Annotated in this window: 12 protein-coding genes; 3 read left to right on the forward strand and 9 right to left on the reverse strand. The window is 45.8% G+C overall.

Annotated elements, in window-relative coordinates:
• Positions 1-993: 993 nt before the first annotated feature.
• Complete coding sequence (locus tag R7Q46_RS20835; RefSeq protein ID WP_318077763.1) at positions 994-2,565, forward strand: ABC-F family ATP-binding cassette domain-containing protein; 1,572 nt, start codon at positions 994-996, stop codon at positions 2,563-2,565.
• On the forward strand, positions 2,562-3,719 hold the full coding sequence (locus R7Q46_RS20840) for an MFS transporter (protein ID WP_318077764.1): 1,158 nt from the start codon (positions 2,562-2,564) through the stop codon (positions 3,717-3,719). Before R7Q46_RS20835 ends, R7Q46_RS20840 begins: the two co-directional genes overlap by 4 nt.
• A 74-nt stretch (positions 3,720-3,793) precedes the next feature.
• Here the strand turns inward: R7Q46_RS20840 and fis are convergent, their stop codons facing one another.
• The 9 genes from fis to R7Q46_RS20885 form a co-directional block, all read right to left on the reverse strand.
• Positions 3,794-4,090, reverse strand: a complete 297-nt coding sequence (fis, locus tag R7Q46_RS20845; protein WP_000462885.1) for a DNA-binding transcriptional regulator Fis — start codon at positions 4,088-4,090, stop codon at positions 3,794-3,796.
• Between the two features lie 23 nt (positions 4,091-4,113).
• Positions 4,114-5,082 carry a tRNA dihydrouridine synthase DusB gene (gene dusB / locus R7Q46_RS20850; protein WP_005382505.1) on the reverse strand — a complete coding sequence of 323 codons (969 nt, stop codon included), beginning with the start codon at positions 5,080-5,082 and terminating at the stop codon, positions 4,114-4,116.
• A gap of 139 nt (positions 5,083-5,221) precedes the next feature.
• Complete coding sequence (gene prmA, locus R7Q46_RS20855) at positions 5,222-6,109, reverse strand: 50S ribosomal protein L11 methyltransferase (RefSeq protein WP_005382507.1); 888 nt, start codon at positions 6,107-6,109, stop codon at positions 5,222-5,224.
• 165 nt (positions 6,110-6,274) lie between these two features.
• Positions 6,275-7,618: an acetyl-CoA carboxylase biotin carboxylase subunit gene (gene accC, locus R7Q46_RS20860; RefSeq protein WP_005382509.1), complete on the reverse strand. Its 1,344-nt coding sequence runs from the start codon at positions 7,616-7,618 to the stop codon at positions 6,275-6,277.
• Between the two features lie 14 nt (positions 7,619-7,632).
• Positions 7,633-8,094, reverse strand: a complete 462-nt coding sequence (gene accB, locus R7Q46_RS20865; RefSeq protein ID WP_262630476.1) for an acetyl-CoA carboxylase biotin carboxyl carrier protein — start codon at positions 8,092-8,094, stop codon at positions 7,633-7,635.
• Positions 8,095-8,155: 61 nt separating this feature from the next.
• Positions 8,156-8,605, reverse strand: coding sequence for a type II 3-dehydroquinate dehydratase (gene aroQ, locus R7Q46_RS20870; RefSeq protein WP_005382360.1), 450 nt, complete (start codon positions 8,603-8,605; stop codon positions 8,156-8,158).
• A gap of 303 nt (positions 8,606-8,908) precedes the next feature.
• Positions 8,909-10,861: an acetate--CoA ligase gene (acs, locus tag R7Q46_RS20875; RefSeq protein WP_262630477.1), complete on the reverse strand. Its 1,953-nt coding sequence runs from the start codon at positions 10,859-10,861 to the stop codon at positions 8,909-8,911.
• A 237-nt stretch (positions 10,862-11,098) separates the two neighbouring features.
• Positions 11,099-11,728, reverse strand: coding sequence for a 3'-5' exonuclease (locus R7Q46_RS20880; RefSeq protein ID WP_005382363.1), 630 nt, complete (start codon positions 11,726-11,728; stop codon positions 11,099-11,101).
• Positions 11,729-11,761: 33 nt separating this feature from the next.
• A complete protein-coding gene (locus R7Q46_RS20885) occupies positions 11,762-13,588 on the reverse strand; it encodes a DUF294 nucleotidyltransferase-like domain-containing protein (protein ID WP_318077766.1) in 1,827 nt (608 codons plus the stop codon).
• 233 nt (positions 13,589-13,821) lie between these two features.
• On the opposite strand from R7Q46_RS20885, the gene R7Q46_RS20890 reads away from it, so the two are divergent.
• Complete coding sequence (locus tag R7Q46_RS20890; RefSeq protein WP_053307400.1) at positions 13,822-15,009, forward strand: 3-phenylpropionate MFS transporter; 1,188 nt, start codon at positions 13,822-13,824, stop codon at positions 15,007-15,009.
• Positions 15,010-15,060: the final 51 nt, after the last annotated feature.

The following is a 15,060-nucleotide window of genomic DNA, read 5'->3' on the forward strand; positions in this document are numbered from 1 at the left end:
AGTTGGTTAGAATACCGGCCTGTCACGCCGGGGGTCGCGGGTTCGAGTCCCGTCCACTCCGCCACTTATATTAAGCCCCAGTCGAAAGACTGGGGCTTTTTTCGTTTTGGTTCCCCGACTTACCTTAAACCCACTTTCATATTGAAACCTTGTATCGAGAGGACGGCTTCCCTCTGGCGATGCTTTCTAAGCCCTGTTATGAGTGAAGTGGAACGCAGTTTTGTGTGGTTTCTGCAGTCTCGAGCGCTAGTTTTGAGCCCCTGTGCTTAACTTACCAAAGCTTCCTTTATTATTACCTGGAAAATTTATTTACTAGGTTATGTTATTTTCGGGGGAAGATTTCTCTGCTTTAGATGTTTTGATTTAGCCATAGGCGCTTATTAATATAAACTCAGCGCATTTAAAACTTTCCAAACATGGATTTTGTTTTGTCGATCTATTTAAGCCAGTGTCTTAAAGTATATTCGCTACTTCTTCCCTCTAACCCTCTCCAACCTTCAAAGCCACCACTACGTACGTATAACGTGAGCGGTATAGGTGCTTTCATAGCTGTGTTTGCTGAGTAAGCAGTTCACCTGGCACATTGACTGAGGAAAAGTCTTCTTTCACTGGACCTTCGTGTAAGTCACGATAGTTTTAATAATTATCTGGTACTTTTTATTCTAAAAGTGTACGCTTCACATCGAATGTTTTTTCGACAGTAAATCATGTTATATCTCTTGTTTAAAAGCTTTGTAAGAAGGCTGAACTCCGTGCAAAAAACGCGATGAAGTGTTGCTCGGAGTCTTAAATTAATCTTCATCAGGTGTTTTATGTGTGGGTAGCTTCGCTGAAGTTATACGCAGGAGCTTGTACACCTGATAAAAGAGAAGAGATGGCCGGTGATATTTCATCATCGGCCTTTTTGTATCTGTTAAGCAGCTACAAAGCATTACCCAGTATTGAAATAAGGGCCGGTATTGATCACCGGCCCTTTTTTATTTGGTTGAAAACATGAGTATTTTACAAGTTAAAAATTTGTCTTATCAGATAGCTGATAAGACGTTATACAACAACGTGACCTTTCGTATTAACGTGGGAGAGAAAATAGGTATCACCGGAGCGAATGGTGTTGGAAAAAGCACCTTATTGAAACTGCTTTTCGGTGAATTATCTGCAGATAAGGGCTGCATTGAATGGTTACCAAACCTTGAGGTGGGGTATTTAGAACAACATTTTAAGATCGATAATGTGCTGACAGTTCATGAGTGTTTAAAGGGCTCTTTTGAGAGTTTATACGCTGCAGAGCAAAAGCTTTGGACTTTGTATCATGCGATGACCGAGTCTCACTCTACATCTCTTTTAAGCCAAGTCGCTCGGCTACAGGCATATTTAGAAGATGAAAACTTCTATGCAATTAATACCAAAATTGAACAAGTTGCTGTAGGTCTTGGCATTTATCAATTTGGCTTAGATACACCGCTTGTCTCGCTAAGTGGCGGTCAAAGACACAAAGTCCTTTTAGGCAGGTTGTTACTTCGCAACCCCGATGTGTTAATTCTTGATGAGCCGACAAACTATCTTGATGCTCCGCACATTGAATGGCTAGTCACGTTTCTCAATGATTACATTGGCACAGTTTTACTGGTTTCTCATGATGTTGATTTCCTTAATCAAGTAGCGACCAGTATTTGTGATATTGATTATCAAACGGTTCGAAAATACAGCGGCACTTATGTCAAAGCAATGCAGCAAAAGCATCACGATGGTGCTTTGATAGAAAAGCAATATAAGGCTCAGCAAAATGAAATTCGAAAGTTAGAGCAATTTATTGCCAAAAATGGCGCTGGAGTTAACGCGAGTCTTGCTAAAGGGCGTAAGAAAAAACTGGATAAAATCGAACGTATTCAACTGAATAATGTAGAGAAAGTATCGATGTTTGACTTTGCTTACCAGCCCATTGGGCAACCGAATGTGATTGACGCAAAAGCGTTGATGATCGGTTATCAGCAGCCTCTGCTTCCAGTATTTAATATCACGTTAGCGCGCGGGGAAAAGTTGGTTGTTGCTGGCTTTAACGGCGTAGGTAAGTCGACCTTACTTAAAACCCTGATGGGGGAGATCGAGCCACTCTCTGGTGAGGTGGTATTGGCAAAAGGTGCAATGATTGGTTATTTTTCTCAAGATTTGTCTTGGCGCCATCCTCAGAACACGCCTGAACAGGAGCTGTGCTCTTGTGCGCCAACAATCTCAAGCAAAGAGTCACGCAAGCTATTAGCTCGCTTTGGGATCACGGGGGATAAGACGCAGCGCCACTTAGATACATTGAGCGGTGGTGAGCAAACTCGGGTGAAACTGTGTTGTTTATCGGTTCAGAAATGCAATGTTTTGCTGTTGGACGAACCAACAACACATTTGGATAGCAACAGTAAAAATGCGCTTAAAGAGGCTCTCCAGCGCTTTTCCGGTAGAGTGATTGTAGTATCTCATGAGAAGGCATTTTTGCAATCTTGGCCTGATAGAGTTTTAGATATTTCGTTGCTCACTTGTGCTGAATCGGAAACAGAACAGGAGGTGGAGCTATGATGCAGTCCATGATCCTATTTCTCGTTGCTTTTCTTGTTGGTGCTGATGAGTTGATGCTTGGATCTATTCTTGAACCTATCGGAAATGATTTAAGTGTTCAACCGAGTCAGGTGACCTTATTTATTACAGCATATAGTTTAGCCATAGCAATTTGCGCTCCTTACTTGGGCCGTTTATCAGACCGAGTTGGGCGTATTCGTATCATGGTGCCTGCTTGCTTTGTATTTGGGGTTGCGTCTATTACGACGGGCATAGTTCATGATTTTGAACTTGCTATTGCAACTCGAGTGATCACTGGTATTGCAAGTGCAGGCATGTTACCAATTGCATTCGCGTTAGCGGGAGACGCGAAGGGTAATAGAGCGATGCGTCAAATTGTGATGGTTCAGGCGGGATTAACGCTAGGTATGATAACTAGCCCTGCGATCGGAGCATTGTTGACCCAGCTTTTATCATGGCGTGCCGCTTTTATTATTTTGGGCGTTGCGGCTCTTCTTGTCAGTGCTATGAGCGTAGTGTTCATGAATGACCAGCATGATGAGTCCCAAATGTCAGATGCTCTGCCACCTATAACAGGTGTAATTCATGTTCCTGGCGCGTTTAGGGCGATTTTAGCGATGTGTTTAGCTCTAGGGGGAGGTATTGGTGTATTTAACCTGATAGGCCTTCATATTCGAGATACCAGCGATTTGGCGCTCGGTTGGGTGGGCGCTATTTATGCAGCTCTAGGGATCGTGAGTGTGGTTGGAAATATGTGCGTGGCAAGAGCTTCTCGCTGGCTTGGTAGCTCTCGAGCCGTTATGCGAGTGGCCTTAATGGTGTGCATACCTTGTAGTGCATGGGTGTTCTCAAATGAGATGAGTACGGTGACCGCTTATCTTCCAGCTCTAGTGCTCTGGTCTCTCGCTGGAGGGGTTGGTTCTCCGGCATTACAAGCACATATCGCAAGCTTATCTGATGAATATCGAGGTGTGCTGATGTCTTTTGGAATGAGTATGATGCACTTTGGTGTCGCGATTTGGTCTGCCTTGGCGGGCTTCGCGTATTCTGTAGGCAATGAATGGGTCGCTTTCGTGGCTTTGCTATTGTTTGGCTCAGCAGTAGTTATCTTAAAGCCAGTTGGTAATACTGAACAAAGTGAGCGTTATTCGTAGTGTTTTAGTAGATAAAGAAAAGCCGTTACCTAAAAAGGTAACGGCTTGTTCCAAATACTTTTTGAAAAACGGTCTTAGTTCATGCCGTATTTCTTAAGTTTCTTGCGAAGAGTACCGCGGTTGATACCCATCATAGTTGCTGCGCGAGTTTGGTTACCGCGAGTGTACTGCATGATAGTATCTAGTAGTGGCTGTTCAACTTCAGCTAGAACTAATTCGTATAGTTCTGTTACTTCCTGGCCGTTTAGTTGAGCAAGGTAGTTTTTAAGAGACGCTTTAACAGAGTCACGTAAAGGCTTCTGAGTAATCTGGTCTTGTGACGTTACTGTAGTTACTGTTAATGCTTCTGAAGTCAGATTTTGTTCGAACATATTCGGTCTAGCTCTTCTCTTAATTATGATGCAACGTTATCAAAATAACCTTCTAACGCCTCAATTTGCAGCGGAGCTGCGTCGATAGCGTTGAAGGTACGGCGAAACTCACTTGCCTGTTCATGCTCTTTCAGGTACCACCCAACGTGCTTGCGCGCGATACGTGGACCTAAGAACTCCCCATAAAACTCATGCAGAGCATTTACATGACCAAGCATAATGGTTTTCACTTCCTCAGTTGGAAGTTCCTCCATTGTGGTGCCGTTTTCCAAATAGTGATGGATTTCCTGGAAAATCCAAGGACGACCCTGGGCAGGGCGTCCAATCATTAAAGCGTCCGCACCGGTGTACTCCAGTACAAATTTGGCTTTCTCCGGGCTATCGATATCACCGTTCGCGATAACCGGAATTGAAATCGCCTCTTTTACCGCTTTAATGCTGTCATATTCGGCCTCACCTTTGTACATACATGCTTTCGTTCTGCCATGCAGAGCAAGAGCTTGTATGCCGCAGTTTTCGGCTAATTTAGCGATCTGGACACAGTTCTTGTTGTCTGTATCCCAGCCAGTTCGAGTCTTTAACGTTACAGGAACGTCCACTGCATTCACGACCGCTTTCAAAATCTCTTCGATAATGTTTGGGTATTGAAGCAGAGCAGAGCCCGCTAGCTTCTTATTCACTTTTTTTGCCGGGCAGCCCATGTTGATGTCGATGATTTGTGCACCGTTCTCAACACTGAATTGAGCTGCGTCCGCCATAAGCTGTGGATCGGAACCCGCAATCTGTACAGAGCGAATGCCCGATTCGCCCTCGTGTACCATGCGCTGTTTCGACTTTGACGTTCCCCATAGTTTTGGGTTAGCAGACATCATTTCACTGACGGCCATTCCCGCACCATAGCGAAGACACAACTCGCGAAACGGTCTATCCGTTACACCAGCCATAGGGGCTACGATTAGATTGTTCTTAAGTTGATAGTTTCCGATTTTCAAAACGTCATCACAGTTCTGTACCAGCAAGGGCGCGCATTTTACGCATTTTTTCACTGCGTGAAAAGACTAATATTTGAGCATTTACAAATTGTTTTTGTAAATTGTATGAATTTCAAACAATTAGCTCTGAAAACCTTGTCTAGCCTTGCTTACGACCAGAGATGCGACACCATTCACTTTGCTCAACAATTGGGTCAATGTGAAGCTCGTCACGGTAATAGTTCGCAACATCTTCAGCTTGAGTGTCTAATACGCCGGACATAGCGAGGTCGCCATTTGGCTTAACTAGTCCTTTGATGATAGGTGCAAGTTCACGTAAAGGTCCCGCAAGGATGTTGGCCACAACGACGTCAGCGACGAGACCTTCTGGTTGATTTTGCGGTAAGTAAACTTCTAGTTTGTCTGCAACGCCATTACGCTCAGCATTGTCTTTTGAAGCAAGCAGGGCTTGAGGATCAATGTCGATCCCTATCACTTTTTCAGCGCCCAGTTTGATCGCTGCGATCGCAAGAATACCTGAGCCACAACCGAAGTCGATAACGGTCTTACCGCTTAAGTCCATGCTTTCTAGCCACTCAAGACAAAGTGCTGTTGTAGGGTGAGTACCCGTACCGAATGCAAGGCCTGGATCCAACATAACATTAACAGCGTCAGGATCTGGAATGTCGCGCCAGCTTGGACAAATCCATAAGCGTTCACCAAATTTCATTGGGTGGAAGTTTTCCATCCATTCGCGTTCCCAGTCTTTATCTTCAAGCTGTTCTACTTTGTAAGCAAAATTGTCAGCCAGCATATTGCTCGCTTTAATTTGGTCGATGATGAAGTTAGTGTCTGCTTCTGCATCATACAGTGCCAGAATATCAGTATCGCCCCATAAGCGAGTTTCGCCAGGTAGAGGTTCGAATACAGGTGTATCCTGCGCGTCTAAGAATGTAACAGACAGCGCGCCAGTCTCTTCCATTAGCATATCGCCGATTTGCTCAGCGTTTTCATTGGTCGCGTTGAGTTTGATTTGAATCCAAGGCATTGGTTTTTGCTCTTAAAGTGAATGAAGTGGCGCAGAGTTTACCAGAACTCTACGATTTGTTTGAGTATATACCCAAATAAGCCGATTTATATGTTGAGCCGTTCGCGTACATATAAAACAAAAATGCCCACGGGAGTGGGCATTTTTTAAGACGTTTGCTTAGGTTTATTGTAAGCCAAGCTTCTTCTCTAGGTAGTGGATGTTTGCACCACCGTGTTGGAAGTTTTCGTCATTCATGATGGAGAATTGCAGTGGTACGTTAGTTTTGATGCCTTCGATGATCATCTCACCCAGTGCGTTCTTCATACGTGCAATCGCTACATCACGGTTCTCACCGTAAGTGATCAGTTTACCAATCATTGAATCGTAATGAGGTGGTACTGTGTAGCCTGTGTAGATATGAGATTCCCAACGTACACCCATACCGCCAGGAGCGTGGAAACGCTCGATCTTACCCGGAGATGGTAGGAAGCGCTCAGGGTCTTCTGCGTTGATACGACACTCAATCGCATGGCCACGGATCTTAATATCATCTTGAGTGAATGACAGAGGCTGACCCGCTGCAACACGAAGCTGTTCTTTGATTAGGTCGATGCCAGTAACCATCTCTGTTACTGGGTGCTCTACCTGAATACGAGTGTTCATTTCGATGAAGTAGAACTCACCGTTCTCGTATAGGAATTCAAACGTACCTGCGCCGCGGTAACCGATCTCGATACATGCACGAGTACAGCGTTCACCGATGTACTTACGCATTTCTTCGGTGATACCAGGTGCTGGAGCTTCCTCCACTACTTTTTGGTGACGACGTTGCATTGAACAGTCACGCTCACCAAGGTGGATTGCGCCGCCTTGACCGTCAGCAATAACCTGAACTTCAACGTGACGAGGGTTTTCTAGGAATTTCTCCATGTAAACCATGTCATTGTTGAACGCCGCTTTTGCTTCAGCACGTGTCATTGCAATGGCTTGGATAAGGTCTTTCTCTGCTCGTACAACACGCATACCACGACCGCCGCCGCCGCCAGATGCTTTGATGATTACTGGGTAACCAATGCGCTTAGCAAATGCTTTGTTTTTCTCTTCGTCATTGTCTAGAGGGCCGTCAGAACCCGGTACACAAGGAACGCCTGCTTTCTTCATTGCATTGATAGCAGATACTTTATCGCCCATTAGGCGGATAGTGTCTGCCTTTGGACCAACGAAGATGAAACCACTGCGCTCAACTTGCTCTGCGAAGTCTGCGTTCTCAGACAGGAAGCCGTAACCTGGGTGGATAGCCACAGCACCAGTCACTTCTGCTGCAGAAATGATGCGTGGAATGTTTAGGTAGCTGTCGATACCACGAGCAGGGCCGATACATACGGTTTCGTCTGCGAGTAGTACGTGCTTAAGATCGCGGTCCGCTGTTGAGTGAACAGCGACGGTCTTAATACCTAATTCTTTACAAGCGCGAAGAATACGAAGTGCAATTTCACCTCGGTTCGCGATGACTACTTTGTCTAGCATAAGGCAAGCCCCGCTTATTCGATTACAACAAGAGGTTGGTCGAATTCAACTGGTTGGCCGTCTTCAGCTAGGATTGCTGTAACAACGCCAGATTTGTCCGCTTCGATTTGGTTCATCATTTTCATTGCTTCAACAATACATAGAGTATCGCCAGCATTTACTTTCTGACCTACTTCTACGAATGCTTTAGAGTCTGGGCTTGGAGAGCGGTAGAAAGTACCAACCATTGGAGAAAGAACTTGGTGACCTGCAGGTGTTGCTGCTGGAGCTTCTACTGCTGGCGCTTCCGCTACTGGTGCCGCTGCTACTGGAGCAGGTGCCGCCGCTGGAGCTGCTGCGTAGTGAATTGGTGCTTGAGGGGCTGCAGTGCCATGACGGCTGATGCGCACTGACTCTTCACCTTCAGAGATCTCTAGCTCAGCAATGCCAGACTCTTCAACTAACTCAATTAGCTTCTTGATTTTACGAATATCCATCTTTTCTTTCTCTTTTATCTTGTGATTAAGACAACCCTCGTAGGGTTGCAGAGTGTTAGGGTTACTTTGCCTGTAGCTTATTGATCGCTGCAGACAGAGCAAATTCATAACCTTGTGCGCCTAAACCGCAAATCACACCCTCTGCTTTATCTGACAGATAAGAGTGATGACGGAATGGTTCACGTGCGTGCACATTTGATAAGTGCACCTCAATAAATGGGATGGCGACGCCAAGTAATGCATCTCGCAGCGCCACACTAGTATGAGTGAAAGCCGCTGGATTGATGATGATGAAGTCAATCTTGCCATAGGCAGCGTGAATGGCTTCAATCAGTTCGTACTCACGATTTGATTGTAGGTGTTCCAGTTCTACCCCAGCGTTATGGGCTTGCTCTGTAAGAGTATCCACAACTTGAGCTAAGGTACTGTGACCATAGTGTGTCGGTTCGCGCAGACCCAATAGATTAAGATTTGGTCCGTTTAGAACAAGAATCCGTGACTTTGCAGACATTGTGTTGCTATCTTCCCTTATCGTGAGTGGAACGTTTATATTCCCAAATATACGATAGTTCAGCACGATTTTTTTGTTAAAACCGAGCAAATTTTAAAAAATCGACCAAGATTATAGCTAATTCATAGCAATTAGCAGCAATTTACTGGTCTAATCTCCTAATAGCCACTCTCGTTTCTGTAACCAAGTTAACAAAAACAACATAATTGCCATATTTTTTGTGTGGCCAATTTGTGCACTAAAGCAAAAAACCGCCATGAGTGATGGCGGTTTTTAAAGTGCTTTTAAAACAGTTGGTTGAATTTATGCCAATTCTGCTTTCTCTGCGATAAGTTTATCTACAACGCTCGGATCGGCAAGCGTTGATGTGTCTCCGAGGTTGCTGGTATCACCCGTTGCAATTTTACGCAGGATTCGACGCATGATCTTACCAGAACGAGTCTTCGGTAAGGAATCCGTCCAGTGCAGTACATCTGGTGTTGCAATTGGACCAATCTCTTTACGCACCCAATCTTTCACTTCTTTGTGTAGCTCTGCTGACGGGAATTCACCATCGTTCAAGGTAATGTAAGCGTAGATAGCTTGGCCTTTGATATCATGCGGAATGCCCACAATAGCGGCCTCAGCAATTTTATGATGTGCGACAAGAGCCGATTCTATTTCAGCGGTACCCATGCGGTGACCCGACACGTTTAGTACGTCATCAACACGGCCCGTGATCCAGTAGTAACCGTCTTCGTCACGACGAGCCCCATCACTAGTAAAGTACATTCCCTTGAAGGTTGAGAAGTAGGTCTGTTCAAAGCGTTCGTGGTCGCCATAAACAGTACGCATCTGACCTGGCCATGAATCAAGGATCACCAAGTTACCTTCTGCTGCGGTTTCTTCAATGATGTTGCCCATGTTATCAACCAGTGCAGGTTGGACTCCGAAGAATGGTCGAGTTGCTGAGCCTGGTTTTAAGTCTGTTGCGCCTGGTAGTGGTGCAATTAAGATACCGCCGGTCTCTGTTTGCCACCAAGTATCAACGATAGGCGAGCTCTCGTTACCAATCGTTTTGTAGTACCACTCCCACGCTTCAGGGTTGATAGGCTCACCTACTGAACCCATCACACGTAAGCTTGAACGAGATGTCCCTGCTACCGCTTCGTTACCTTTTGCCATTAGTGCACGAATAGCGGTTGGCGCAGTGTAGAGAATGTTCACTTGGTGCTTATCAACCACTTCACTCATACGAGCCGTGCTTGGGTAGTTTGGAACACCTTCAAACAGAATGGTTTTGGCCCCGTTCGCTAGTGGACCATAAATTAGGTAAGTATGGCCTGTAATCCAGCCCACATCCGCGGTACACCAGAAGGTTTCACCTGGTTGATAATCGAAGACATATTTAAAGGTCATTGCCGCGTAGACGAGGTAACCGCCTGTAGTATGTAGTACGCCTTTAGGTTTACCTGTCGAGCCAGATGTGTAGAGGATGAACAGCGGGTCTTCGGCTTTCATCTCTTCTGGTGGGCAAACGTCAGAAATGTTGGCTGTTGCTTCGTGCCACCAAACATCACGGTGTTCATGCCATTCAACATCACCACCTGTACGTTTAAGCACGACGACTTTATTGATGGTTTTTACGTCTGGGTTGGTTAGTGCTTCATCCACGTTCTTTTTCAGTGGAACAGCGCGTCCGCCACGTACGCCTTCGTCTGCGGTGATCACGACTTTAGCGTCAGAGTCGATGATACGGCCGGATAGTGCTTCTGGTGAGAAACCGCCAAATACTACGGTGTGAACCGCACCAATACGGGTACAAGCGAGCATAGCCACAGCGGCTTCTGGCACCATTGGCATGTATAGACACACTACGTCGCCCTTGCGTACGCCTTGCTCTTTCAATGCGTTGGAGAATTTACACACTTCTTTGTGCAGTTCGTTGAAAGTGAGTGTTTTGTCGTCGGCTGGATCATCGCCTTCCCAAATGATGGCGACGTTATCCCCGTGTTCTGCAAGATGACGGTCAATACAGTTAGCCGAGACGTTCAGTGTGCCATCTTCAAACCAGCGAATATCAACATGGCCAGTGTCGAAAGAAGTGCTTTTTACTTTGGTGAAAGGTTTGATCCAATCAACGATTTTGCCGTGTTCGTTCCAGAAGCCCTCTGGATCGGTTACCGACTGCTGATACATGGCTAAGTAAGTATCATTATCCGCGTGTGTATGAGTTTTAATATTTTCTTTTACCGGATAAACGTGGGCTTCGCTCATGGCTTCTCTCCTTGTGCCTTATTTCTCGGCCTTACACCAATCTAGATAAGATTTTGAATATATTTTTGTAGGGCTGTTTTTTGGTTCTAAATAACTTGGTCGTGGTAATGACGACGTTGTGCTTATAACTGTCAGTCACCGCGCGTATTTCCACAATTAGACTTTAGGATGAGAGTGATGGAAGCGCCGGGAAATCGCTGAAACAAAAGTATTTCTGGGAGCTAGGTCAACTGATTTTTATGTATACGGCGCGGTTAGGTTGGGTAAATCGCCTTTCGTTAAGCGGACAAAGACCAAAGCGGCAGAAATCGCGTCTTGCAAAGCGTCGTGTTTGTCTTGGATAGGAAGTTCGAGGTGTTTACAAATGGCATCCAGACTTAAGTCGAAATAGGCATTCGGCAAATGTCGTTCCAACTTATCGTGATAAATCTGACTGACCTCGATCAGTGGGTTAGGAAGTGGGAAGCCAAGTTGCCGCAGACAAGCAAGGTCTAAGATCTTTTTATCGTAACGAATGTGATAGCCCACAAGTGGTCGGTTGCCGATAAAGTCGAGCAGCTCGAGCAGCGCCTCTTTTTCACTGATGCCATCGACTAAGTCTTGGTGGCGAATTCGATGGATCTTGACCGAGCCAGAGTCGAGCGATTGTGGCGCGCGTAAGCGGACTTCAAATGGTTGACTGGTGATGATGCGGTTGTCGATGATCTTGGTGGCTGCAATAGTCACCAGCTCGGCGCGATTTGGGTCAAGGCTGGTGGTTTCGCAGTCAAGAGAGACGTATTCTGTTTTATCTGGCGTGCAAAACAGCGACTGATAAGGCGAACCTTTCAATTTGTAGTGCCAGTATTTGCGTTGTAACCAGTTCATTGCCTACGCCTCTGTGATTTATGAAAATCAGGGTTAATCACGAATTTGATAATGGAAGCCTAAAAATTGCTTAAATTTCTTGACCACATGTAAGCTGTGGCGAAGCAAATCACGCTCAGTTCTATCCAGTTGTTTAATATCAATGTTATTCAACGCTTCTTGCTTTTTGAGTTGCTGATTAAGGCGAAGTTTAAAGAACAATTTTAGTGCTTCGTTGAGATTATCTGCTGTTTCGGGTTCTAAGATGCGCTTATTTCTCAGTGCTTCAATGCGTTCAAACGTGTTCTTCTCTTCAATGGCATACTCCAAAGACAAGGCGCGAATGCCGTGTACAATTGGGAAAATACCGCCGCGTTTAATGTCCAATCCGTTTTTAGCACTTTTTACGTTGCCAAATAGAGTTAGGGGCACCGAAAACTGCAAGGCAGGGCGAGTAAAGTCAGACAATATCAACATGCGATCTTTCATTGTGTCACGAAGATGCGCCGCAATTGGAGCCAGCAGCTCGCAATTCCCAGCAACAGCATGGGCGTCACTGAAAATGGCTAAGTCCATGATTTGTTCTGGTTCGGCTTTAGCTATCCAGTGGTTTAGGGTGCTTATCCATTCTTGCTGTGTTTTGACCCATTTCGGGTTGTTAACCATCACTTTGCCAGGGCAAAATGGATAACCGAGCTGTTGTAGGGTGTGTGTGAAGGATTGCATCACTTGTTCGCAATGAGGCCATTCCAGACCATCTTGAATAATCAGGGCATTGTCTTGATCGGTTTTGAGAATTTGCTCTCCTCGGCCTTCAGAGCCGAGTACGATCAAGCAACAATGGTCGTGCAAGGCTGGTGGTATCACTAACTCGAACGCTTTCTCGATAATTTGTTCGTTTACGGCTGAGATCAGCTCCATGATGAAGCGAGTGCGGATGCCGTTTTTCAATAAGCTCTCGACCAATTGACGTTGGCGGTTTGAGGCCAAAGCGAGCTCTTCCACGCTGCTTGCTCGAGCAATACTGAGCGTTAACACGTGAGAGTGGGTTGAGAACGCGCTAAGAATTTGGGTCATATCCAGCATGCCAACGGCTCTGTTGCCTTCACATACCATGAGGCGTTTCATTCTGTTTCTGGTCATTGTGATCATGGCGTTGAATAGAAAGTCACCATCATCAACGTGATAAACAGGAAAGCTCGCGATCTCACCCACTGGTGTGTCGAGCGCGCAACCATCTATCATCACAGAATGCAGCATATTAGTACGAGTCACTATTGCGTACGGGTGGGCTGATGGCCATTTTTCCAATCGTGGATCATCGCCATGGAGTTGAACCAATGCAGCGTCAATCCCATTTTCTTTTAAGGAACGTGTTACCTCGTTAATTGGTGTATTTGGTTCGAGGATCATCGGTGGGTGATAAATGCTGCGGTCAACTTTAGTGAGAATAAACTCCGCTAAGTTTTGCTGTTGATGGGCCGCTTCGATGAGCTCTTGCCGTTTCGATAAATTGTTATCGAAATAGGCTGCAAACTGGCCATTTTCGTTGTAAAGGGCAAGGAAAATTTCTTTCGGCAGTAGGTAAGAGAGCGTGTCCTCAAGCGCGATGTAGTGATGACGTACCTTGTCTTCAAGTAACGAGCGTACATCGAACATATCGTCGTTGGCATAATGTGCGAACACTTCCTGTTGATCGTTGGAGCGCTCTTCTACCGCGCCTTTGATCAGAATATGTAAGTGGGGGTTCTTCTGTCCGCAGGATAAAATAACATCTCGAGCTCGATAGTAGGCGACGTCCAGAGACGATCGCAGTCGCGTTTGTTGTGCTTCAGTTAAGCGATCGAACGGTGGAGATTGCATGTTAAATTTGTCAGGCATGAGAACACCCAATAATGATGGAAGGAACACTCTCTAAGTCTGACAAATTTCTTACCGGAAGCCAGACGACTTTGGTCTAAATTACGATGTTTTCGCTTGAAGATGCCAAATGTCGCAAAGTTAGTATTCCATCGAGGAAACGATAAGTTTCTTATTCTTCCCTTTTTATAATACGCATGGCGATCCATAATTCCCGGCTCGAACGTTGGTGTTCCCGTTTTAGGATATTAGTAATGTTGAAACCTTCTCCGTATGGCTGGATTTCCCAGTACTTTCTCGGATTCTTCTTTGCGTATGGCGTGTATCTGCCATTTTGGTCACTTTGGTTTAAGGATCAGGGCGTATCTTCGACAGATATCGGTTTGCTGGTCGGGTTAGGCCTTGCGACACGTTGTGTTGCCAATATCGTGATCACCCCACGAGTACACAAAGTCGAACATCTTATGCCTGCTTTACGTTGGTTGAGTTTCGCTGCCCTCCTTTTTGTTGGATTTCACTTTTTTACGGGTGGTAGCTTTTGGTTAATGGCACTAGCGACAGTGTTGTTCAATCTTTGTTGTGGACCGATTATTCCGTTGTCGGACGCGATGGCAAATTACTACGCTCGCCTGAAAATGCTCGATTATGGCCGCACGCGGCTATGGGGTTCGATCGCCTTTATCGCAGGCTCGACGGCAGTGGGCTACCTGGTGGCTGAATTTGGCTCCGATATGATCTTGTACACTGCGATGTTCGGCGTGTTTATCTCGTTGCTGTTTGCTATGCGACCGACTAACCCAATGCCTGTAACGCACGGTGGGCAAAGCGCAGAACGTCCAAAGCTGACCGCTCTTTTGACCGACAAGCCGATACTAAAATTCTTAGTGTTGGTGTCACTAATTCAGGGCAGTCATGCGGCTTACTACGGCTTTAGTGCGATTCACTGGAAGGCCGCTGGTCACTCGGAAGATGTCATTGGCTACTTATGGAGCTTGGGGGTGGCCGCAGAAGTGGCAGTGTTTGCACTGAGTAAGCGTTTATTCGTAGGTTGGTCAATACGCGCGCTGTTTATTGCTGCTGCCGTTGGTGTAATGATGCGTTGGGGTATTACGGCGTCGACAACATCAATTATTGCTTTGGTGGTTGTTCAACTATTGCATGGTGTGACTTTCGCTACCGCACACATTGCCGCGATCCAATATATCCAAAACTCCGAAGAAAATAAGATCGTAGCGTTGCAAGCGTTGTATAACGCGATTCCGTTGGGCGCATTTATCGCGTTAATGACCGTATTGAGTGGCTGGGGTTATGAGCACTGGGGACCGCTTGTGTTCTGGGGCATGGCCGCGATGGGGTTATTGGCTCTGTTCATCAAGCTTGATTCGCAAGACCCACATCAGGTGGTTGATGTATCAGACAAGCCACTTGAAACACAGAATTAGACTTATGTAACAAAGGTTAAAAACTAAGCTTTGTCTCCTTTATCAAAGCAG

Source organism: Vibrio sp. 811 (genome assembly GCF_033339195.1).

Excerpts from the sequence above, each read along its gene's own strand:
- R7Q46_RS20835 (WP_318077763.1), top strand. The coding sequence starts at position 994 with ATGAGTATTTTACAAGTTAAAAATTTGTCTTATCAGATAGCTGATAAG.
- R7Q46_RS20840 (WP_318077764.1), top strand. The coding sequence starts at position 2,562 with ATGATGCAGTCCATGATCCTATTTCTCGTTGCTTTTCTTGTTGGTGCT.
- fis (WP_000462885.1), bottom strand. The coding sequence starts at position 4,090 with ATGTTCGAACAAAATCTGACTTCAGAAGCATTAACAGTAACTACAGTA.
- prmA (WP_005382507.1), bottom strand. The coding sequence starts at position 6,109 with ATGCCTTGGATTCAAATCAAACTCAACGCGACCAATGAAAACGCTGAG.
- accC (WP_005382509.1), bottom strand. The coding sequence starts at position 7,618 with ATGCTAGACAAAGTAGTCATCGCGAACCGAGGTGAAATTGCACTTCGT.
- accB (WP_262630476.1), bottom strand. The coding sequence starts at position 8,094 with ATGGATATTCGTAAAATCAAGAAGCTAATTGAGTTAGTTGAAGAGTCT.
- aroQ (WP_005382360.1), bottom strand. The coding sequence starts at position 8,605 with ATGTCTGCAAAGTCACGGATTCTTGTTCTAAACGGACCAAATCTTAAT.
- acs (WP_262630477.1), bottom strand. The coding sequence starts at position 10,861 with ATGAGCGAAGCCCACGTTTATCCGGTAAAAGAAAATATTAAAACTCAT.
- R7Q46_RS20880 (WP_005382363.1), bottom strand. The coding sequence starts at position 11,728 with ATGAACTGGTTACAACGCAAATACTGGCACTACAAATTGAAAGGTTCG.
- R7Q46_RS20885 (WP_318077766.1), bottom strand. The coding sequence starts at position 13,588 with ATGCCTGACAAATTTAACATGCAATCTCCACCGTTCGATCGCTTAACT.
- R7Q46_RS20890 (WP_053307400.1), top strand. The coding sequence starts at position 13,822 with ATGTTGAAACCTTCTCCGTATGGCTGGATTTCCCAGTACTTTCTCGGA.